This is a genomic window from Prevotella sp. khp7, from assembly GCF_900109055.1.
Classification (GTDB): Bacteria; Bacteroidota; Bacteroidia; order Bacteroidales; family Bacteroidaceae; genus Prevotella.
The window spans coordinates 515,844-538,563 of sequence record NZ_FOIV01000002.1 but is presented as its reverse complement, the minus strand read 5'-3'; the positions used below and the strand labels follow the sequence as shown (position 1 = coordinate 538,563).

At 46.1% G+C, this 22,720-nt stretch carries 19 protein-coding genes; 1 reads left to right on the top strand and 18 read right to left on the bottom strand.

The genetic code is table 11. The features are described from left to right. Nucleotides 1-121 precede the first annotated feature (121 nt). The 14 genes from BMX82_RS13165 to pnp all read right to left on the bottom strand — a co-directional run bounded on the left by BMX82_RS13165 (nt 122) and on the right by pnp (nt 16,137). Nucleotides 122-250 (bottom strand): hypothetical protein, encoded by a 129-nt coding sequence (locus BMX82_RS13165; RefSeq protein ID WP_255327780.1) that lies wholly within the window; start codon nt 248-250, stop codon nt 122-124. Between the two features lie 77 nt (nt 251-327). Continuing rightward, nucleotides 328-1,590: a fimbrillin family protein gene (locus BMX82_RS05850; RefSeq protein WP_081911210.1), complete on the bottom strand. Its 1,263-nt coding sequence runs from the start codon at nt 1,588-1,590 to the stop codon at nt 328-330. A 270-nt stretch (nt 1,591-1,860) separates the two neighbouring features. Further along, on the bottom strand, nt 1,861-2,340 hold the full coding sequence (gene ispF / locus BMX82_RS05845) for a 2-C-methyl-D-erythritol 2,4-cyclodiphosphate synthase (protein WP_036914174.1): 480 nt from the start codon (nt 2,338-2,340) through the stop codon (nt 1,861-1,863). A 17-nt stretch (nt 2,341-2,357) separates the two neighbouring features. Next, nucleotides 2,358-3,497, bottom strand: coding sequence for a type IX secretion system outer membrane channel protein PorV (gene porV / locus BMX82_RS05840; RefSeq protein WP_091767289.1), 1,140 nt, complete (start codon nt 3,495-3,497; stop codon nt 2,358-2,360). Between the two features lie 72 nt (nt 3,498-3,569). Further along, nucleotides 3,570-7,073: a type IX secretion system sortase PorU gene (gene porU, locus BMX82_RS05835; RefSeq protein WP_143058337.1), complete on the bottom strand. Its 3,504-nt coding sequence runs from the start codon at nt 7,071-7,073 to the stop codon at nt 3,570-3,572. Nucleotides 7,074-7,345: 272 nt separating this feature from the next. Further along, nucleotides 7,346-7,963, bottom strand: coding sequence for a fumarylacetoacetate hydrolase family protein (locus BMX82_RS05830; RefSeq protein WP_036914180.1), 618 nt, complete (start codon nt 7,961-7,963; stop codon nt 7,346-7,348). 87 nt (nt 7,964-8,050) lie between these two features. After that, the gene (gene tsf, locus BMX82_RS05825; protein ID WP_036914183.1) at nt 8,051-9,046 is read right to left on the bottom strand and encodes a translation elongation factor Ts; all 996 of its coding nucleotides are present in this window, start codon (nt 9,044-9,046) and stop codon (nt 8,051-8,053) included. 41 nt (nt 9,047-9,087) lie between these two features. Further along, entirely contained in the window at nt 9,088-9,903 is an 816-nt protein-coding gene (rpsB, locus tag BMX82_RS05820; protein ID WP_036914185.1) for a 30S ribosomal protein S2, read from the bottom strand. A 120-nt stretch (nt 9,904-10,023) separates the two neighbouring features. Then, nucleotides 10,024-10,410 carry a 30S ribosomal protein S9 gene (gene rpsI / locus BMX82_RS05815; RefSeq protein ID WP_036914187.1) on the bottom strand — a complete coding sequence of 129 codons (387 nt, stop codon included), beginning with the start codon at nt 10,408-10,410 and terminating at the stop codon, nt 10,024-10,026. A 9-nt stretch (nt 10,411-10,419) separates the two neighbouring features. Continuing rightward, nucleotides 10,420-10,881 (bottom strand): 50S ribosomal protein L13, encoded by a 462-nt coding sequence (rplM, locus tag BMX82_RS05810; protein WP_036914189.1) that lies wholly within the window; start codon nt 10,879-10,881, stop codon nt 10,420-10,422. A 295-nt stretch (nt 10,882-11,176) separates the two neighbouring features. Next, entirely contained in the window at nt 11,177-11,953 is a 777-nt protein-coding gene (locus BMX82_RS05805) for an AAC(3) family N-acetyltransferase (RefSeq protein WP_091766880.1), read from the bottom strand. Next, on the bottom strand, nt 11,940-12,170 hold the full coding sequence (locus tag BMX82_RS05800) for a phosphopantetheine-binding protein (protein ID WP_036914193.1): 231 nt from the start codon (nt 12,168-12,170) through the stop codon (nt 11,940-11,942). Before BMX82_RS05800 ends, BMX82_RS05805 begins: the two co-directional genes overlap by 14 nt. Nucleotides 12,171-12,181: 11 nt before the next feature. Then, on the bottom strand, nt 12,182-13,711 hold the full coding sequence (locus BMX82_RS05795) for an amino acid adenylation domain-containing protein (protein WP_036914195.1): 1,530 nt from the start codon (nt 13,709-13,711) through the stop codon (nt 12,182-12,184). Between the two features lie 77 nt (nt 13,712-13,788). Further along, nucleotides 13,789-16,137 (bottom strand): polyribonucleotide nucleotidyltransferase, encoded by a 2,349-nt coding sequence (gene pnp / locus BMX82_RS05790; protein WP_036914198.1) that lies wholly within the window; start codon nt 16,135-16,137, stop codon nt 13,789-13,791. Nucleotides 16,138-16,313: 176 nt separating this feature from the next. On the opposite strand from pnp, the gene BMX82_RS05785 reads away from it, so the two are divergent. Further along, the gene (locus tag BMX82_RS05785; protein ID WP_091766877.1) at nt 16,314-17,468 is read left to right on the top strand and encodes a TlpA disulfide reductase family protein; all 1,155 of its coding nucleotides are present in this window, start codon (nt 16,314-16,316) and stop codon (nt 17,466-17,468) included. Here BMX82_RS05785 and BMX82_RS05780 read toward each other — a convergent pair. The 4 genes from BMX82_RS05780 to BMX82_RS05765 are packed head-to-tail and all read right to left on the bottom strand — an operon-like array spanning nt 17,460 to nt 22,702. Beyond that, nucleotides 17,460-18,575, bottom strand: a complete 1,116-nt coding sequence (locus tag BMX82_RS05780; RefSeq protein WP_036914201.1) for an ABC transporter substrate-binding protein — start codon at nt 18,573-18,575, stop codon at nt 17,460-17,462. The genes BMX82_RS05785 and BMX82_RS05780 overlap by 9 nt on opposite strands. 9 nt (nt 18,576-18,584) lie before the next feature. Continuing rightward, a complete protein-coding gene (locus tag BMX82_RS05775) occupies nt 18,585-19,736 on the bottom strand; it encodes a YncE family protein (protein ID WP_143058327.1) in 1,152 nt (383 codons plus the stop codon). Between the two features lie 17 nt (nt 19,737-19,753). Then, nucleotides 19,754-21,757, bottom strand: a complete 2,004-nt coding sequence (locus BMX82_RS05770; RefSeq protein ID WP_255396551.1) for a TonB-dependent receptor plug domain-containing protein — start codon at nt 21,755-21,757, stop codon at nt 19,754-19,756. A gap of 54 nt (nt 21,758-21,811) precedes the next feature. Further along, nucleotides 21,812-22,702, bottom strand: coding sequence for a PD-(D/E)XK nuclease family protein (locus tag BMX82_RS05765; RefSeq protein ID WP_091766871.1), 891 nt, complete (start codon nt 22,700-22,702; stop codon nt 21,812-21,814). Nucleotides 22,703-22,720: the final 18 nt, after the last annotated feature.

Genomic DNA, 22,720 nt, shown 5'->3' with positions numbered 1-22,720 from the left:
GATTTCTTTTAAAGAAAAGGATTTTTAGTTAAACATAGGCTTTTTTGATGGCGCTGCTCGAGAGAGTAACGCCATCATTCTTTTATGCTTTATGGTATTTCAAGGTTCAGTACCATGGCCCTTAGTCCTCCTCCATTTCACGTTCGATAATTGTAGGATCGCTGAAATAATCAAAAGTTGATGCACAGAGAATACCTGAATATTCTACTTCCACGACTGTTGCTTCTGGTTTTACATATTTTGCTTTCATACTTCCTTCTTTTTTTTCTGATTAATTTGTTTGTTTGAGCTCTATATCCATGATGTTCATCTGGCTAATGATGAACATTAAGGATTTACCGGAATAATAATGGGAATCCATGGAGCATAGAAGTCTTTTCCGTTACTGTACTTCATCTTGTCCATTCTGATATTGATGACATTCGTCTTGCCGAACCCGAAGCCATTGGCCATCTCCAGCGGGATAAACACCTTTTCGACATTATCCTCGGTGCCGTAGGCAGCTGCCTCTGCGTTCCTATGGTTCAGGATACTTTCAAGAACGACGTTCATGCCCCAGTCTTCATTCGTCGGGACGATCATTCCGACCACTTTGTCGTTGAGCCAATCGTCATTATCCGTCGATGCAAATCCCTCATAAAAGTCGATATACATTTCCTTTGCTTCATCATACTCATCTTCATTGGAATCCTCATCGAGACAGGCCAGATCATAATAGGTCGGCGTGTCTTTGGTCCTGTATTCGACGGCCTGGCAGGTGACACCGATGTAGCTGTCTTTCAACGGATGTCCAGGAGTCCCGTCTGTATCCCATGGTGTCGGCTTATGTGGCATTACATAGATTTCGCCATCAATATTCTCATCCAGCGTGATGAAGTCATCTACAGCAGAAGGAGTGAACTCTACCGGGCTCTTCAGCTCGATGTCGATATCCATATATTCTGCATCTTCCGGATCAACAGTCCAGGGGTTGGTGGCAAAGTTGGCGAAATCGAAAGTGCCCTTGGTGGCGATATGATGCAACGTGATTTTCGTAACTTTGATATGAAGGTCATCTTCTCCACCACGTGCATCCTTGTCGAATCCGATCTTGAACTTTACCGACGAGAGCGCATGTTTGAAGCTCAGAGTAACAGGATTGCCGGCTTCATTATCTTCGCTCACAGCGACCAACAAGTCCTTCTGATTTCTGACAGTAGTCGGCACGGTGTACACGAACGTCCCGTCAGTGATGGCTGGCACATCATCAGTATTGTCACTGGTAGCATAGAAGGTATGAGTATCTGCGCCATCGGGCCATGTCAGATTCGCATGCCCATCAGCAACCCAACTGCCGTTGGGCTTTGTGAACAGATAGTTATCCATCCATTTATTGGAAGTACCTTGAATACCCACCATGTTAAACGAACTGACAGTACTGATGGCAGTTCCACGGGTTGCATCGTTGTTGGCAACTTTAACAACGAATGGAATTCCAGATGTCTTACCCTCTGCCGGATTTTCATTACCAGTCAGTGAGTCCTCGCTTGAGCAACCGACAAGGGCTACTGTGACTGCCGTCATGACAGCCATCCAAATAGTTTTTTTCATATTAACAGATGTTATAAAAATAGTATAATCCAAAAGACTTACAAGGTTTATTGGTTGATAATCAGTAATTTCTAGTTGTCGTTTTATAGCTAGGCGCTGAGCGTACCCTCACCATTGATACGACATTTGGTTGTAAACAATGGCAAAGTTAAACATTTTTTTTAATTCGCAAATATTATTTATCCTTTTTTTTCTAAAGAGCAAAAAAATATCGGCAATTACCATTGCCGATATATCATTATCAAAGATCCGGGTCGGTACTTACACAATCTAAACCCTCTCGATCAGTACGACGGCATAGGCCGAGATGCCCTCCTCACGACCAGTGAAGCCAAGCTTCTCGGTGGTTGTCGCCTTGATGGAAATATCATCCTCGTCGCAACCGCATATCTGTGCCATACAGGTCCTCATCTGTGGGATATGCGGATTCATCTTGGGACGTTCGGCACAGATGGTAGCATCGATATTACCCAAACGATAGCCTTTCGTAGCTATCAGTTCGATGGTTTTCTTAAGAATAACCTTACTGTCCATTCCGTCAGTCTCGGCAGCGGTATCAGGGAAATGATAACCAATGTCGCGCATATTTGCCGCACCAAGAAGGGCATCACAGACAGCATGCAACAACACGTCAGCATCACTATGCCCCAACAATCCTTTACTATGTTCAATCTTGATACCGCCCATCCACAGGTCACGGTTTTCTACCAACTGATGGACATCATAGCCCATTCCAACTCTAATTTTCATATCTTTTTCTTATATTATTACCTCTTAAACAAGTCTTTGATGCCATCCATATCGAAGGCCAAAGTGAAACGCAGGGTCTGATCCAAAGGATTACTTCGTGCAGTAGAGATGACATAGCCAACATCGAGTGAGAAAACATTCATGCGGAAGCCGCCACCCACGGTGAAGTACTTCAAGTTGCCCTTTGATTCACTCTGATGATGATAACCCGCACGAAGCGAAAACTGATCATGATACACATATTCGGCACCTACACTCCACTGAATCTCTTTCAGTTCCTCACTAAGGCCGCCTGGGGCATCACTAAAACTCTTGAAGATGCCACTGACGGCACTGATATCGCTATACTCACGGCGGACACGATCCTGATAGTCGCTGTTCGATTCACCTTCTTCCTGACGAGGCACCGTAGGCACCAACAGCTTGTTTGCATCGGCTGAGATGGAGAAGCGATTATACTCATCAACAGGAACCATCAGCGAAGCACCAAGACGCAGATTAGCAGGAAGGAACTGACTCTCCTCATCGCCATAGTAGGATATTTTGCTACCTATGTTCGACATATTCAGACCAAATCCCAACTGACACTCGCGACTACCCATCATCACGTAATTATTATAATACATAGCCAAATCGGCAGCAAAGGCTGAGGCTGGCTTGGAGTCCTCACTATAGTCATAGCGCAGGTCACTATATATCCATCGGATGGCTGCCGCCAACGAAAGTTTTTCACTCAGCATCAGCGAGTAAGCTACATCGAACGACATCTCATAAGGTTTCACCGTCATACCATCGTTTGCAAACACCTCACCAAGCGAGAAATAACGCAACGACCCAGAGATGGCCGAATAGTCACCGATACGATAGTAGCCTGCCAGATAAGCAAGGTCGATATCATTGACCAACTGACGAAGCCAAGGAGTATAGTTCAGAGCAATACCTGCACGACTGATACAGAACGGATACTTTGCAGGATTCCAATATTGTGAATTGACATCAGGGTCGGTAGCAACACCCACATCACCCATTCCTGCAGAACGGGCATCTGGGGCAATGGTCTGTGAGATAACAGCATGTTCAACGGGATTGAACATTACATTCTTACCATCCTGAGCCATAGAAACGAGTGAATGGTGAACAATGAATAGTATCACCATCAGCCACTTTAGCGAATTTCCTTTATCTTCTTTTTTCTTCATATACCTTCATTCATATAACGTATACACACGCTAATTATTGCTTAATACAATCAATTTTACCGTTTTTGAAACACCGCCATCGAGCTGGAATCGGCACATATAGACACCCGTTTGCATACGGTTGCCACCTGCGAGACGAAGATCCCAGTCAATGGTATAGGTATTGTCTGACGACATACCAGTATCCGTGTGACTCCATAGTTGTCGCCCAGAGAGGTCAAACACATCGAGAGTCACTGTCAACTCCCCTCCCATTCGGTCGTGTGTGATGATAAACGAGGTGTTTTCTGTGGCAGGATTCTTCGTACAAACCACATTAAATTGATTTGACTCATATCCCTTTACTACATTGAACACTAGTTCAGAAGTCGATGAGTTGTTTAAAACATCCCAAGCCCTGAAACGCAGTCGGTGCTGCCCTTCGCTGAGTTCAGGAATGCTGAAGCCCACTTTACCGCTACGATAGTCACCAAAGTCGTATGTGAAGTAATCGTTCAGATTATACGTTTTCAACGCTTCACCGTCGATAACCAATTCCAAATCATGACCAATGCTACTGCCAGAGGCGTTAATACCACTATCATCGTATAATTCTGCCATAAAGTATGGCGTAGTATTCACTTTGTCACCATTCATAAAGGTCTTAGCGTTCAGATAACAATAAATACTAGGCCCGATAGAATCGGTCTGCAAGCCATTGCCGGCAGAAAGAATGAATCCGTCATACGCCCCATGAGCTGTCAGCGTCTTATCAGCATTAACAGCATACAGGGTTATCAGACCTTTGCCATCAGTATAACTGATATCTTTTGGTACTACAAAGGTTATTTGGAATTGTCCATCACGTATACTATCTGACCCACTGAAAAGGGTTTTCGTGCGGTCTTTATACACAAAAGGCTCTTCGGCACCATCAGCATCCTGACTGTTCAATTTGCAGACGATTGTTTCCTCGGCATCCCTTACCGTGGCCGTTACAATGCCGTTAATCATCTGCTCCACACGCCCACTTATTCGCACCTCAGTACCTGCTGCCAACTGGACAACATCATCGCCCACAACCTGACCATTGATACTATCAATAATCACACTGGCTGTTGGGAGAGCCAGTTTCAAGGCTGGATCACCCAGTAAGGTGTATTGCAATTTGTTAGGTGAGGTATCTCTACCTTGACTCACAAGGTCGCATTTTGCTCGTCGCACAGCTTCACCGATGGTATTTTCTGGCGAGAGTACATAACTAGTGAAAGCCAAATTCATGGCTTCATTATAAGAAGCATAGACAGTACGGGTGGTGCCAAAGAAAGCCACACCGCCTCCCCGTTTGCTGAGCATCACCGTCTCACCGATATTCTCTTCCTGTCCATCGAAAGGCATGATATCGCAAGAAGCCGTCACCCATAAAGGCAATTTCTTTGTTACAGACTCCTCAAAATCAGACAATTTCATCACTAGTTCATGGGAGAATGCATAAGGAGCGCCATGACCACAATAGTTCATAATCAGTGCCCCACTCTCCATCTGCTGTTTGATGAGACGCGTCACATCTGGGTAACTATAGCCCGTAGACGAAGAAGTACGGGTATAAGCATCCCAGTAGATTTTTTTCAGCTGATAGCCAGGATAGTTGGTTTCCACAAGAGTGGCCACCTTGTCAGCTGTCGTCATGTGAGCATTGCCGTTGCCATCGTCACCCATCATGCAGATAGTGTTCTGCCAAATGCCCGCCTGCTCGTTATTAGCATATCTGAGCGTCTTATCTACCAATATCTGTGCCTCCTCTGGCGTTCGTGCAGGAAATCGTCCCACCGCTACGTCGGGCTTACCCTGATAAATGTAGCCGCTGCCTGCAAGTTGCCGTATCTGTTCCTCATCATCTAACAGACAGAAAAAATCATCACTCACAAAACAGTTCACTGAGCTGAACGAGTTCTCACTCTCATAGCAAAGCAGGAAGTCGTCAGGGTCATAGTCTTTCCACTCTGAGCAGCGCATACGGTTGTCCCAGGCACCGTCACCGAAAAGTAATAGATACTTAGGCATATCCGCCTCTGTCACAGCCCTATCATAGAGCATCTTCATGTAGCGACGATAGGCGGTTGCGTCAGGAGTTCCGCTTGAGAATTCGTTATATAGTTCATCAGCAGGCACAATCCTTACCCTCAATCCATCCTTCTGTTCGTGGTGGGCCTTGATACGCTCTGCTTGAGTCAGCCATTTCTGAGTAGTAGGTATGATGATTATCATATCGGCCGCCTCATCAGCATGATGGTTCTGATTCGTTATTTGGTAAACATATTCCGGCTCTGGCAGATAAGCCGTCTGCAAGTCGGGCTGGGCATTAGGCTTCTCATGATAGAGGTCCAGGAAGTCAAGTCTTACATGGTTACCTGCAGTCTGCGTAATACGAATAATGTTCTCTGCTTGCAGATTCTCCAACTCATAAGTTTCCGCATGTCTATCAGCCTTACTATAGGCATCTAATCTAACGTCGCGGGCTATTGTACCCACCACAGCACCATTTACCTCTATCACAGCCTCAAAATTTCCATCATAGGTCAACGCTACCGTCAGCTTTCCTTTGCTGCCAACGGCTTTGAGATTATAGATTTGAGGAAATCCAATATTGAAGAGGGTCTTATCATAGAGGTTACGTCCGCCATGATACCAAGCATAGTCGTCTATCTCGTAGAGGGTGTGATAATCATTATTAGAGGGATAGTTATCAGCTAATATAGTCTCCTGACTGACGGATAGAGGTTTGTCATCGCTTTCTGTCAGAAAATAATAGCCATAGTCACTATAAGGATTGCGTATACGCTGAAGTACGTCTTTTTGTTCCCATGTCACAGGTCCAACGCCATAAAACACCTTACGTCCATTGATGGTACAGGTTGGCACCTCGTACAAGTCGTCTGTAGCCGAGAGATAGTCACCTGTCAGGCTTTCTGTCTGTAAGGCACCTCCATATCCATATATTTTCACTTTATTAATATCAGAGAAACCAGCCTTTCGGATTAGAGCATCTGAAAGTTGATAGAAGCCACTCTCAGAAATACGGATCTTAGCCCATGTGCCCTCTCGCAATACAGAGTGGTCAGCATAGCGGTTAAACGAACCACGCGTCAGGTTTCTACTATCAGCCCGTTGACTCCTTACGTCCAACTTAAAACTCACAAGTTTCTGATACTTGCCATTGCGGAACACCAATGGCACAAACGACACTTCAAGTACCCCATGTTTCCTCACCACACCTATTGATTGACTCACCACAGGCATTACTGGCAAAGATAAGCCATCACTAATCTGCTTATAGCGGCAAACGTCTGCAGGCTGCATGTCAATGAATTCTGGATACTCTATAGTCACAGCATAGACAGAGTCAGCATAGTGCGGCCCCAACGTCTTATGCCAACTAAAGACAGGCAGCAGTGAATCTATCTTAACCTGACTGGCAGTCAAGTCAAAATACTCTTGCGCCTCTGCCTGCCGACAGAGAGACAAAAGCACCAAACCAATTATCAGCCTAAAGATTCTTATCACTACCTTTATAAACGAAATCTCCCGCTCCTTTATTGCGTCATCCTACCTATTTGCCCAACAAAGTATGGCAAAAGAACTGCAAAGGATGTCATTTGAGGAGGCGATTTCTTTACGTGCGGGAAGTGTGGGGTAAAAAGTAAGTATTACAACTATATATACATATAAGCACACGAGAAGAAACAACAAGCAATAACCTGTGACTATTCTGAGACAATCTGTGACCAATCTTTAGAAAACACAGTTTATTCCTCAAAAAACAATACTTATTTACAATTAAATTCAAGCACCTTGCGTTCTTCGAGGTAGCCTTCGAGATGATCATCAATATGAACAGGCCCCACACCTGCGGGGGTGCCAGTATAGAGGATATCACCTGTCTTCAATGTAAAGAACTGAGAAATATAGGCGATAATCTCGTCAACACGATAGAGCATGTCGCTGGTACATCCTTCCTGAACGGTATTTCCATTGATGTCAAGATGGAAATGAATGGCTTGAATATCAAGAAACTTCTCCTTAGGTACCCACTCGCCTATAGCTGCAGAGCCGTCGAACCCCTTGCAGATAGTCCAGGGCTGTCCTGCCTCCGAAGCCTTCTTCTGCAGGTCGCGCGCCGTAAAATCGATACCCACAGTCACCGCATCATAATAGCGATGAGCAAAACGTTCAGGGATATTCTTACCCAAACGGCAGATACGCACAACCACCTCAGTTTCGTAGTCGATACGTCCCAGATGGTCAGGAATAAAGAAAGGCTTACCCTGATTAAGAAAGGCAGAATCGGCCTTCGTGAATATGACGGGGTCATCAGGGCGCTTCAGCGTGCCATGTAACTCCTGATTATGCGCGGCATAGTTCATGCCAATGGCGAATATCTTCATAATGCTATGGTTTTGGAGACAAAGGTACAAAAAAAATCGGCACTGCACAAACAATGCCGATTCTTTTTTAATATAGTGACTAATGGATTAGTCAGCAACGAGTGTGAAGCGTTTGAAAGCGGTGATCTTCAGATCCTTGTCCTGCTTAGCGAGCCACTGAGCAACAGTAGCCTTATCACCATCACCGAACTGGAACTCCTGGTCAACCAGGCAGTTCTCCTTCAGGAACTTCTGAACACGACCCTTAGCGATGTTCTCGATCATAGGCATCTTCAGCTGAGCCTCACCCTCGGGTTTAGCCTCAGCAATGATCTTACGAGCCTCATCAGCCTGAGCCTGAGTCAACCAACCCTTAGACATATTACTCTCAATATGATCCTCAGAGTCAACGAGGTTGGGGTTCAGACCTGCCTTCTTCAACTTCATCTCAACATACTTCTCTACCTGCTCGAGCTTAGTCTTCTCGAAAGAGGTCTTGTACTCCTCGTCGAGAATCTTCTGGTCAACGCTCTGAGCATCGAGAGCTACGGGCTTCATGGCAGCCACCTGCATAGCTACGAGATGACCCTGCTCAGCAGCGGGCTTATTGGTCTGTACCATGGTGCAGAGAGTATGTTTACCCATGTGGTCGTAAACCTCAACATTGTCGCCCTCGAGTACGAGGTAACCGTCGAGCTCCATCTTCTCACCAGTGATACCTGAGCGCTGTGTAACAGCTTCCTGTGCAGTCTGACCATTGATATCGAGAGCCTTAACAGCCTCAATATCGGTAGCCTTAGCAGCAATAGCAGCGTCGAGGATACTCTGAGTCAGAGCAATAAAATCGGCACCGTTAGCCACAAAGTCGGTCTCGCACTTCAAGGCGATCATGGCAGCAAAGCCATCAACCTTCTTTACGAGTACACAACCATTTGAAGTCTCACGGTCGCTACGCTTAGCAGCAATAGCGAGGCCACGCTCACGAAGGAGCTCCTTAGCCTTGTCAAAGTCGCCCTCAGCCTCAGTCAAAGCCTTCTTTACGTCAGCCAGACCTGCGCCAGTCATTGCGCGAAGCTTCTTGATATCGTCAATTGAAATTGCCATTTTATTAACTTTTTTACTTTTTTTACCTTATATCTTGAATATTACTCAGCAGCAGGGGCCTCCTCAGTAGCGGGAGCGTCCTTGCGAGCCTTGCGAGCAGCACGCTTGGGCTTTACTTCCTCCTCGCCTTCTGCCTGAGCGTCAGCAGCCTTCTCATCAGCCTTCTCTGCCTTGCGCTCCTCGATACCCTCAGCAATAGCACCGCAGCAAGCGTTGAGAATAGTCTCTACGCTATCCTTAGCATCATCGTTAGCTGGGATAACGAAGTCGATATTATTAGGATCAGAGTTGGTATCAACGATACCGAATACAGGAATACCCAGACGGTTGGCTTCACGAACGGCAATCTGCTCCTTCAGTACGTCAACTACGAAGAGTGCACTTGGAAGACGAGTCAGATCTGCAATCGAACCGAGGTTCTTCTCAAGCTTAGCACGCTGACGAGTAATCTGCAGCAACTCACGCTTTGAGAGGTTTGAGTAGGTTCCATCTGCCATCAGACGATCGATGTTCGCCATTTTCTTAACGGCCTTGCGAATTGTCGGGAAGTTGGTGAGCATACCACCTGGCCAACGCTCAATAACATAAGGCATGTTGATAGAGGCAGCCTTCTCGGCAATCACTTCCTTTGTCTGTTTTTTAGTAGCGACGAACAGCACTTTCTTGCCACTCTTGGCAATCTGCTTCAGTGCATCAGCAGCCTCGTCGATCTTGGCTACTGTCTTGTGAAGGTCAATGATATGGATACCATTACGCTCGGTATAGATGTAAGGAGCCATTGCAGGGTTCCACTTACGCTTCAGGTGGCCGAAATGACAACCAGCCTGGAGCAACTGATCAAAATTTGTTCTTGACATTTTGCTAAATTCTTTAAATTGTTTACTTTCTTTTTAATTCTGTCCAGAATCAGCCCGATGGTAGTCCAAAGGAATCCAACGGGTTTAGATACTAAACTTTTCGCTAGCAGTCCAGCAGGATTAACGCTTACTGAACTGGAAGCGACGACGTGCCTTGGGACGACCTGGCTTCTTACGCTCAACCTCACGGCTATCACGTGTCATGAAGCCTGCATCCTTAAGCTTCTTCTTATCCTCGGCATTGATCTTCACCAGTGCACGGGCGATAGCGAGACGCAGAGCCTGGCTCTGACCTGTGAAACCACCACCATCGAGGTTTACCTTGATATCATACTTCTCAGCAACTTCGAGCAGGTTAAGCGGCTGCTTAACAACATACTGCAGAATAGCTGAAGGGAAATATACCTCTAAATCCTTCTTATTGATCGTGATCTTGCCTGTACCCTCAGAAACGTATACGCGGGCTACAGAGCTCTTACGACGACCTATTGCGTTAATTACTTCCATCTTTCCTTATTATTTATACTGGTTAATATCAATAGTCTTTGGCTGCTGAGCGGCATGTGGATGCTCGGTACCCTCATAAATATAGAGGTTATTCAGCAGGCTGCGTCCGAGGGGACCCTTTGGCAGCATACCCTTTACAGCATGACGAAGCATCTTGTCTACACCACCATTCTTCTTACGAAGCTCGGCAGGAGTATTGAAGCGCTGTCCACCAGGATAACCTGTGTAACGAGTGTAGACCTTATCGGTCTCTTTCTTACCAGTGAATACAACCTTATCGGCGTTGATAAGGATTACATTGTCACCACAGTCAACGTGTGGAGTGAAAGTTGGCTTGTACTTTCCGCGAATCAGCTTAGCTACCTTTGAAGCGAGACGACCAACAACCTGGTCTGTGGCATCGATAACCACCCACTCCTTCTTTGCTGTTTCCTTGTTTACGGAAAGCGTCTTGTAACTTAAAGTGTTCATTTCAAAAATTTAATTTTACTACTAAAAAACAGTTTAACTATATTTGCGCACACAAACTCACACCCGAGGTCTAACACTCGGTTGCAAGTCTAACGAACGCCGGAATCATACGATTCCGCTGATGAACCAGCGATTCACGAACCACTGCGCCCGGCCAAAGACGCCGCTATTCACACCCTGATTCACGGGGATTCTAAGTCTCTCCCCAATAATCGGACTGCAAAGGTACACATATTTATTTATTCATGCACACCTTTGCAGTCCAAGAAATAGATATTTATATTTTTTTAACTATCTACTGCAGCTTATGCTTACAAATTCCCCGACTCGAATTATTTTTTATATCATCGCAAATCACTGGCGCCGCAGCCGTCAGATCGACAATACGGTAAGGAATTTCATTAAGGACAATCACATGAGCGACCCCCGCCCGTTCCATCTTCTCACCAATGAGTGTCAGGTCAGTGGCTTCATAGAGTTCATAAGAACGCACAAGCATAGAGTAACTACGAGTTGACTCCTGTCCTTCCGCATCAATATACTGACCCGTAAAGGTCTTAGAAAACCGATAGGTATCTACACCACAGACCTCCTCGCAGTGATGCACAAACGTAAAGCAGTCGGTATAGTGTATGCCGATAATAACATTCTTACCATGGTTTTTCTCCAGATAGCCAAAAGGAGAATCAACTCCGAAGGACGAGACATTCTGCATGTCACAAAGCAACTGTTGGTCTTTACCCGCAACAGCGAATGAGTAGAGAGGATGCTGAGTACGACGGAAATCGGGACGACTCAATGCGAACCCTCCTAATGCACCTGTCTTACAGGGTGTCTTATGATAGTCGAAAGCCACACCATGACAGAAGTCCCAATTGAAAGTGGGAATCAGCAGGGTACCCTCTTCACCTATCACACCGAGGATTGCATCAAGAAACGCATCACGGTCGAAGCGTTCCCCATTACGCATGGTTGTAAACATCAATTGCATGATGTCGGATGTGAGCAGCACCCGGTCTCCGCGCTCCAGTCCCCAGTGTTTGGGCAAATCCAAATAACTAATGTACGCCATACTTTCCTAGCATGGCAATGATACTGTCAACAGAAGTAAAATTCTCTGGAACAACATCCACGCCATTAATTCTGAAATTGAAAGTAATCTCCAAGTTGGTCACTAGACTTACAATATCATATGAGTCAAGCAAACCAGCCTCCATAAAGTCAACATCCTCAGTAAAATCACACTCAGGACGTATGGTAGATAGAATCTCCAATATTTTTTCTTTCATATTTTTCTCATTTATCCATTAACCTGCTTCTTGTAGAAGAGACGATCAATCTTTCCATTGGCATTGCGCTGCAGAAGCTCCAGATGATGAAATGACGTAGGAATCATATACTTTGGCAGCACCTTACCAATCTGCAGACGGAATTCTGAGGCAGGAATCTCTTCTGCCGCCTCATAGAAAAGCGTAATCTGTTTCTCGGCCTGATTATAAACGATACAACCGTTCTTAACTAACTTCAAGGTATTGATGATTACGTGTTCTATCTCACCAAGGTCAGTACGATAGCCCATGTGCTTCACAATATTATCCTTACGTCCCTTAAACAGAATTAGTCCGTCAGCATCGTAGCAGACGATATCGCCAGTACGGTAAATCACCTCAGGATAGGCCTTATTCAATGGGTTCTGCACAAAAGCTGCGGCAGTCTTCTCCGGATTATTATAATACCCCATAGCTAGAGACGTACCACGTACACAAAGTTCTCCTTCCGCATTTGGCTCAGTTATCAAGCAATCTTCATCGTCAAGAATCAGAATATCGGTATTACGACAAGGATAGCCAATGGGCAGAGGCTGTTCATCTGGTATCTCTTTATTAATAATATAATAGGTGCAATCAAGGGTTATCTCTATCGGACCATAAAGATTTGCAAAGGTCACTTCAGGTAGATGGTGATGCCAATAGTTGTATTGCTTAGTGGGGAACACCTCACCAGCAAACCACACTGTACGAAGGTTCTCCAGTTTAAACGTAGAAAGCAAATCCATATTAGCAATGTTTACCATGATAGTAGGCACCCAGAACAAAAAGTTTACCTTGTGCTGCTCAAGCACCTCAAGAATCTTTGCCGGGAAGGCAGCCAGATGGGCAGGTAATACCACCAATGTACTTGCTTTAGCCATTAGCATGCAGAGCTCGAAACTATAGATATCAAACACTATTGGCGAAAGAGACCCCATCACAAGATCTTCGCCAAAGTGGAAGGTATCTATGGCCCAATCGATAAAATCAAAGAAACTCTTATGATTCAGCACAACGCCTTTCGGTGTTCCCGTAGAACCCGACGTGTTGATGATACAAGAAGGATCCGTATCGATGATTGTCGACAATTTCCCTATAATTGTTTCTGCGTCAACCTCGGCAGGCCATTCCTCCTCATCAAGTAGAATAACCTTGACAGTCTCAGGAATAATGGCCAAAATAGATTTAACCTGTCGGCTCGTAGAAATGATAACAGCAGGTTCCACCAACTGAATAATATTGCGAATACGCTCGGCTGGTGTCTTGATGTCGAGGTTCATATAGAAATCTCCGGCATAAAGGACACCTAAGTCGGCATAAACACTCTCTATTGACTTGTCGAGGAATACGCCTATAGGCTTATTCTGCCCCACACCCATGGCAGTAATCTTGGCTGCTAACTGTAGAGAATTCTGATGCAGGTCAGAGAAGGTTATCTCTCTGTCCTTATCAATCACTGCAACCTTCTGCGGATACGTTCTGACTGATTCCTCAAATAATTCTATCAAATTGATTTTCATACAATAGTCGGTGTTTGTTTGCTGAAAAGCACCGGAACTTCAGAGCCCCGGTGCTTCATTATCTTGACTCTTTTTAATTAAAAGTCCATGTTATCGAGAGAATCGCTGAAGTCTTTCGGCTGGTTCTCTGCAGGAGCCTCTTCCTGATGCTCAGGACGTGGGCGATGCTCTCCATGTTCACCACGGTCACGGCGTTCACGACGATCGCCACGATCCGGACGACGGTCACGGCGCTCACCGCGCTCAGGGCGATCTCCACGCTCACGACGACGCTGCTGGGGCTCCACATAATCGGCTGGCTTTTCAATCAGCACGCGGTGAGAAAGCTTGTACTTGCCTGTCTTCGGATCAATCTCAAGCAACTTCACCTGAATCTTATCGCCTTCCTTAATGCCAGCCTCCTCTACGGTCTCAAGACGTTTCCAGTCAATCTCTGAGATATGAAGCAAACCATCCTTACCTGGCATGATTTCTACAAAGCAACCATAAGGCATGATTGAACGAACTGTTCCCTCGTAGATTTCACCCACCTCAGGAATTGCCACAATAGCCTTAATCTTACCGATAGCAGCATCAATGCTCTCCTTGTTAGGAGCAGACACCTGCACCTTACCTACGCCATCAACCTCGTCGATAGTGATGGTTGCGCCTGTATCTTCCTGCATCTGCTGGATAATCTTACCACCAGGGCCGATAACGGCACCGATGAACTCCTTAGGAATCTCCATCTGAACGATGCGGGGAACCTGAGGCTTCATATCTGCACGAGGCTCTGCGATGGTATCGGTAAGACACTTCAGGATGTGCTCACGACCAGCCTTAGCCTGCATAAGGGCCTTCTCGAGGATATCGAACGACAGACCGTCGCACTTGATATCCATCTGGGTAGCGGTCAGACCATCCTTCGTACCAGTGGTCTTAAAGTCCATATCGCCCAGGTGGTCCTCATCGCCGAGGATATCTGAGAGAACTGCATACTTGTCTTCTCCAGGATTCTTGATCAGACCCATGGCAATACCGGAAACAGGCTTCTTCATGGGAACACCTGCGTCCATCAGGGCGAGTGTACCGGCACATACGGTAGCCATTGAAGAAGAACCGTTTGACTCAAGAATCTGAGATACCAGACGTACGGTGTAAGGGAAGTCCTCAGGAATCTGACCCTTTAAGCCACGCCATGCGAGATGACCATGACCAATCTCACGACGACCTACGCCACGCTGAGCCTTGGCCTCACCAGTACAGAACGGTGGGAAGTTATAGTGCAGGAGGAAACGCTGATATCCACGCTCCAAAACATCGTCAACCAACTTCTCGTCGAGTTTTGTACCGAGAGTACAAGTAGACAGAGACTGCGTCTCACCACGAGTGAAGATAGAACTTCCGTGAGGCATGGGCAGCGGAGAGACCTCGCACCAGATAGGACGGATCTCATCAGTCTTACGACCATCAAGACGGATACCTTCATCGAGGATACAACGGCGCATAGCGTCACGCTCCACATCGTGGTAGTAGCGATCCATCATAGCATATTTCTCCTCCAGCTCATCCTCTGTGAGGTCAGCATGGCCGGCAGCATACTTCTCCTTAAAGTCAGCAAGAATCTTCTCGAAAGCCTCAGCACGCGCCTGCTTCTCGAGAGCCTGTTTGGTGATATCATAGGCAGGCTGATAGAGCTCCTTGTTCATCTGCTCACGCAGTTCCTCGTCATTCACCTCGTGATCATACTCACGCTTAACATCCTTACCAAGTTCCTTAGAGAGCTCAGCCTGAAGTTCACACATAGGCTTGATAGCAGCCATGGCAGCTTTCAGAGCACCAATCATATCCTGCTCGCTAACCTCCTTCATCTCACCTTCCACCATCATGATGTTCTCGGCAGAGGCACCTACCATGATATCCATGTCGGCTTCCTTCATCTGCTCAAAGGTTGGATCGATGACATACTCGCCATTAATACGAGCTACGCGAACTTCCGAGATAGGGCACTCGAAAGGTATATCCGAACATGCCAAAGCTGCAGAGGCAGCAAAACCGGCAAGTGCATCGGGCTGGTCAACGCCGTCGGCACTGAGCAGCATAACGTTTACGAATACTTCTGCGTGATAGTTACTTGGGAAGAGTGGACGAAGAACACGATCCACCAGTCGTGACGTCAGGATTTCATTGTCAGAGGCTTTACCTTCGCGCTTGGTGAATCCGCCAGGGAAACGACCAGCTGCGCTGTACTGTTCGCGATAATCTACCTGCAAGGGCATGAAATCGGTTCCGGGAACTGCATCTTTTGCGGCACAAACAGTGGCCAGGAGTACAGTATTGTTCATGCGAAGCATGACAGCACCATCGGTCTGTTTTGCCACTTTCCCGGTTTCAATGGTGATAGTTCTTCCATCAGCCAATTGAAGGGTTTTTGTAATTACATTCATCTTTTAAAACATCTAAAAATAAAAATACTTGGTGCGACATAAGCGCTGTTACGTCGCAAAAACGGCGCAAAGTTACACATTATTATATTAATAAACGAAGAAAAGCTGATTATTTTTCGTTTTTTATGAAAAATGTGCTACCTTTGCACCCACGAAAAGAAAATCTTAACAACAAAATGAAACATATTTGGAAAGCAACTGCCTTTATGATGGCAGCATTTACGATTACCTCGTGTAACGATAATAAGTTCACGGTTGAAGGACAGATTACGAACGCCAAAGACTCTTTGCTCTACTTTGAAAATGTAGGTATCGAGGGCATAAACGTTCTCGATTCCGTCAAGTTAAGTGAAAATGGCGATTTCTCTTTCAAGGAGGACGCCACAAGCGCTCCTGAGTTCTATCGTTTGAGAATCGCCGATCAGATTATTAACGTCAGCATAGACTCTACAGAGACGGTCCAGATTAAAGGCGAATACCCCGGTATGGCCTCCAACTACACCGTAAACGGTTCTGAGAACTGCGAGAAGATTAAGGAGTTAACCCTGAAGCAGATGGCCCTACAGAGTCAGGCTATTGCACTTCAGCAGAACACCACTCTTGGTATCGCCGCTGCCAACGATAGCATCCAGAGCCTCATCAACGCTTACAAAGAGGATGTCAAGCTTAACTACATCTACAAAGAGCCGATGAAGGCCTATTCATACTTCGCCCTTTTCCAAGCCATTGGCAACTATCTGATTTTCAACCCCCGCACCAGCAAAGATGACATTAAGGCCTTTGCCGCTGTGGCTACCAGTTGGGACACATATTATCCCCACGCAGAGCGCGGACAGAACCTGCACAACATTGCCATTGAAGGCATGAAAAATCAGCGCCTTGTTGATGCACAAAACGCTGATATACAGGTTGACGCCAGTAAAGTCCAGGAGTCTGGAGTACTAGACATCGCACTCATCGACAATAAAGGACAAGAGCGCCACTTGACTGATTTGAAAGGCCAGGTTGTACTGCTCGACTTCCATGTCTTTGCCCTTGAAGACTCTCCCACCCGCATTATCATGCTTCGTGAGCTCTACAACAAATATCACGCTCAGGGACTTGAAATCTATCAGGTATCACTCGACGGTGATGAACATTTCTGGAAGCAGCAGACCGCTGCCCTGCCTTGGATTAGCGTTCGCGATGGCGAAGGAATCAACTCTCAGCGCCTTATGCTATATAACATTCAGGCAGTTCCTGATTTCTTCCTGATTGATCGCGGAAACAATCTTGTAAAGCGTGCTGCTCAAATCAAGGATTTGGAAGCAGAAATCAAGAAGCTACTGTAGTTTCCGATAATATCGCAACGGACCTACGCCCTGAATTCCAGGATGTAGAATCTGAATATAATCGCCCAGAAGCCTGTCAGGTCTGAAGGGCGATTCTTCGTAGAATCGTGAGGTACGCACATTGCAACCATATACCTCTCCTGTCCGGAAAGCATTAAACTGGCTATAACCCTCCTTCTCATTGAGAAGTTCGTTTAATGTCATCTGACGTTCACCTTCATAGCGGAGCATCCATACTTCCGCATTCTGAGTATATTCGAGAACAGTCTCAAAAGGTAAAGACAAAGAGCCACTATGATCGTCTTCAGACCATGCATATTGTCCACCCGCATCCTGAATCATTTGTCCAATGGTGCTACGCCCACCTGGAACATACCATACAGAACCCACTTGCTTGTCGACTATAACAGAGCGGCCTTTGCCTGCTTTTTCAGCCAACTGCTTAAGGTCGTTATAATTCTTATCAACCTCATCAAAGAGTTCGTCGGCCTTATCTTGGCAACCGAAAAGCAGTCCGTAGAAGCGCATCCATTCAGCTCTCGCCAAAGGCGAAACCTCCATATACTCCGCACATTCCACCAACGGGATATCTATCTCTTCCAATCTGCCGTAGCCACCACTATTCTCAAAAGGAGATAGCAGAATAGCATCAGGATGCAGATCGATAATCTTTTCTATGACAGGACTCATACCATCGCCACAATCCACAATACGTCCAGCCTTCACTTGTTTCTGAATCCAAGGTATTTTGATGTATTTCAGATCTGCCACACCAGCTATACGGTCTTCGCAACCAAGATTCATCAACAGAGAACTGTGAACTGTCGTAAACACAACAACACGCTCCAACGGAGTACGAATAACGGTTCCCTTCGGCAGATGTACAGGTACTTCCGCATCACGAGGCACAAGAATGTAACTATGCAGAGCTTTATCCTCCTTCCAAGGATTAGCTATGGTAACTACAGTGTAACCATCATATTCAACGATTGAGGGCAGGGTTGCATATTTGAAAGCGATACTGTCGCCATCCCCCAGCAAACGGGACATACGCCCGTTGCAGGAGAATAGCGTCAATACGATAAAGAGTCCAAACAGTTGTTTCATTGTTGGGGGTTAGAACTTCAACTTAACAATACCATAGGTAAATGCAATCGCATGGGGCTCTACACCTGTAGCGTAGGAACATGCGGCTTTGAACTGTCCATTGCCATCATATATATTCACATAGCCTGGCGTTGTGTAGCTGGGATAACCAGTGTCAGGATCGATTGGTCGAGAGGCAATATACACCCAGCCTGCATTTGGCTCAATGTTGATAGCACAAGGACTTTCAATAGGATTACCTCCTTCCAGATGGAAGGTACTCAACGTGCCATAAACAATGTTATAGATATTATAGGTGGGTTTAGAACTGCCATAAGGATAGTTGTAGGTAACGATGGTTTGTCCTGATGCAGCCATGCCCGTCGCATCAGGAATAACTTTTGTAACAGCACCGCCCTCAATCTTATAGACACCAGCTTCCTTCTGATTCCAGTTTTCATCATAGTATCCCCAGTCAAGCAGATAGATTACGTTTCCTGCCACCGCCATCTGTTGCGGGTTGCGAATCTTCTCATTCTTGATTTCCGTTACCGATTTTGTTGCCAGATTAATCTTTGAGATAGAGCCGTTTCCATAACCATAGTCACTATTTGCCACATAGAGGGATACATCTTCATCAGAAGTACCACCGATAGCCAGTCCTTCAGGAGCAGAACCAACCTTGAACATATCACGAATACTCAGTGACAGCGTATCAATCACACCTACATAACCACCATAGGTAGAGACATACACCTTATCAGCATAGCCCTGAAGATGGCGCGGAGTAACACCCTCTGCTTCACCCATGTCCTTGGTCGTGCTGATTTTCTGAATCAGCCTGAAGCTCTTCTTGTCCAGTACAAATACGGCATTCTCATCAGAGCCGGTAATATATATCTTATTACCATGCACAATCACATCATTGGGGGTGCCGCCCAGACTCTGACCATTGGCATTCTTGAATACATTCTGCTGAACAGAATAAGGATCAGTCGTAAAGTCGAGGAAAGTAAGGCTGCCGTCAATACCACTGGATACACTACCATTGTTGATAATCAGTGCACCTTGGGTGGCAACATACTCCTGTACCTGATTTTTGTTGTCATCGCTTTCCAAACAGCTCGTGAGGAGGGATGAACCCATCAGCATCACGGCGAAACTTAAAAGAAACTTTTTCATGTTGTTAATTATTTAATTTATAGTTGATACTTCACTGACACTTGCCAACTGCGTCCTGGCATAGGATAGAACCTTACTATCTCATACTGCATGTTGAGAATATTCTTCACGTCCATCCTGGCCTCCAAACTCTGGTCTTTCCAACGGAAGGTGCGGTAAACGGTCAGACCCATGTCCCAATAACCGTCAATTTCTGTTCCATCATAATGCTGATTGTTGGCCCATCGACTGCTCACGCCTGTCACATGAACAGACATGTTGGCCCACGGATTTTCCCACCCTACGGCAGCGCTTCCCGAATGCTTTGGCATATAGGCTATCTGATTACCATAGTAAGGCGACTCGGGATTTGTACGGTTCTCTGCTTGCTGATAACTATAGTTGCCTGAGAACTTCAGAGCGTGCCCTTCATAAAGCTGACGCGATGCCTCCAACGTCACATCGGCCCCTAACACATTTACCTTAGCCACATTCACGCAGGTCCATATAAACATATTATAGGGCACAGCTACAATCATATCCTTCACATGGTTATAATAACCGTCGGCTGTCATCTGTATATCAAAGTTTGATGCCTGACAATTATAAGTTACACCGACATTCAGCTGGTCTGTACTCTCAGGCAACAGGTCGGTACTACCATAGTGGAAATAATAGCTCTCGTTGAAAGTCGGCGAGCGGAAGATGTTCTTATACGACGCTCTTATTAGAAGATTTTCATCTTCCAGCAAACGATACGACAGCGATAACGACGGAGAAAGCTTGCGCATGTTCCTTGCTGAGTTTCCACCCTTCGAATCGTTCAGATAAACCGAATGCAGAAGTCGCGCCAAGGCCGTCAGCCGTCTTGTGCGATATTTGGCTGTCAAAGACTGTTGCATGGTGAGTCTGAAGGGCTTGTTGCTCACTGTCCTCTCTGCCGAACTAGTCAGGTTGTTATATGCCAAGTCGCCAGAATAGTCGAAGGCCCACACCTCTGAAGGCACAAAAAGTACAGCTAGCGAGGTATAGGCCTCACGCTGCCAGTAACTGGCATCATTATGACTATTGGGAGCTAACGGATCATGATAGATTGAGGCATTCCAGTTGTACTTCGAGCTCCATTTCGTCGACCATCCCGACTGGTTACGCCTCTGATACTGTATCTGTCCGAAGATGTTCCTGTCCCGTAGTGTCTCCCTATTCAGGTCGGTATAGTAATGCACTTGTCCTGGCAACTGGCGATCGTTGTCATAATAGAACAACTTTCCGCTCAGGCAGTTCATATTGTCAATCTTCCACACCAGATTCAGTTCCGCATGTCCTTGGTTCATACGACTATTGGTTCGTCGCTCATGGGTTATCTTTGAGACATTACGCAACTCAAACGGATAGTCATTCTCCGCATAGATGTACTCACCTATCATAGAGAGAGCCACCTTGTTGGTCAGGTTCTTTTCAAAGCGCACAAAAGGATTCACATAACCAAACGAGCCCATCCTCAACTGGGTTGTCAGGTGCAGATTGCTGTCGTCTGTAGGCATTCCTATGGTCTGTATGTTCAGCAAAGCAGGTGTCGAGGCATTACGGGCAGGAATGAAAATATCATCGTTATCGCCAATCACAAGCGAGAGCTGATCCACGTTGTCAAGACTATAACGCGACAGATCGATCTCACCGCTCTGGCAGTCACTGATCATGATACCATCATAGCTCACTCCCGTATGCTTCGCTCCGAAACCTCTTACTGAGACCGTCTTCATACCTCCAGCCCCACCATAATCGCGAATGGTCACACCAGGAATGCGGTGCAACGCATCAGCCACATCGGTAATGCCCAGACTCAGCATCTGTTCTCTGTCAATAATATGCAAGGGGGCTGTACTTGTCGCTTCGTGTTGACGACGACTCTCTGTGATGGTCACCTCTCGTAACTGATGCTCCCTATCCGCTATGGTATCATGTCGGACCACCTGTCCGTTTGCCGTTATCGCAAGCAAACACGACATGGTTAAGGCTGCATTCAGCAAACTGCGCATCATACAAGGTGCAAAGTTAAGAATTATTTTATTAATTTATAGTAAGAAGTGTAAGAATTAAGAATTTTTATTCTTAATCAGCCTGTGGCCCAAGTCTTCCCTATGGCATGCCGCCACAATCTGATCGATTACCTCGTCCATCTTTGGTACTTGAGCCACATAGTAAGTGGGATAGTCAGGGCAGAGCACCACCAGGTTCATAGCCTTCACCCGGACTCCATAATGCTGCTCCAGTATATAGCGATACAGGTTCTGTTGCATGCAGTAGTGATAGAAGGCCGTATCAGGCAGCGTAATGCCGTTGAAGCCAGTCCTGCCGCCAAAAGCCTCAACAATAGGCTGCCCCAGAGGATTCACCACCTTTGAGCTGCGCTTCCAGTCGTAGATGGTCAACTCACCATCCTGCTCCTTGCAAACCATATCGATGGTACCGGCAATGTTCAGCTTCGTATCGTAGACAGGCCACTCCTGACGATAAGGACGTATCTTATAATCATCGATGAAATGGAGAAAATGCTGTTTCTCTTGCTCCACACTTACCACCTCTGTCTCGCCTCTGAAACAGAAAGGGCATTCGGTCTCGAACGACCCGTCACGAAAATAGTTCTCCGTCTGGGCATGCACGAAAGTACCCACCTCACTGGCTTTCTTACCTATCCGCTCCCATTTTGTCAACGATTCCTCCACAGGAATATGATAGCGCTCCCACTGGCGCTGGGCCGCGGCTTGAGCATCGAACTGCTCAAAGAAATAGGCAATTAGCGAACTGACTGGCAGCAGTCTCGTCTGTCCTTTGTAAGTATAGATATGTTCCTCGGGTTCAAAGTCAATATACCGATCCTGCTCATAGAGCCCGGCATCGGTAAACAACCTCATTTTCTCCTCCATCTCTCTGGAGCGGGTGAAAGCAAAAAGCCTTTCATTATATTCGTTTGTCATTGCATCCATCTTTTTAGAATGCAAAGG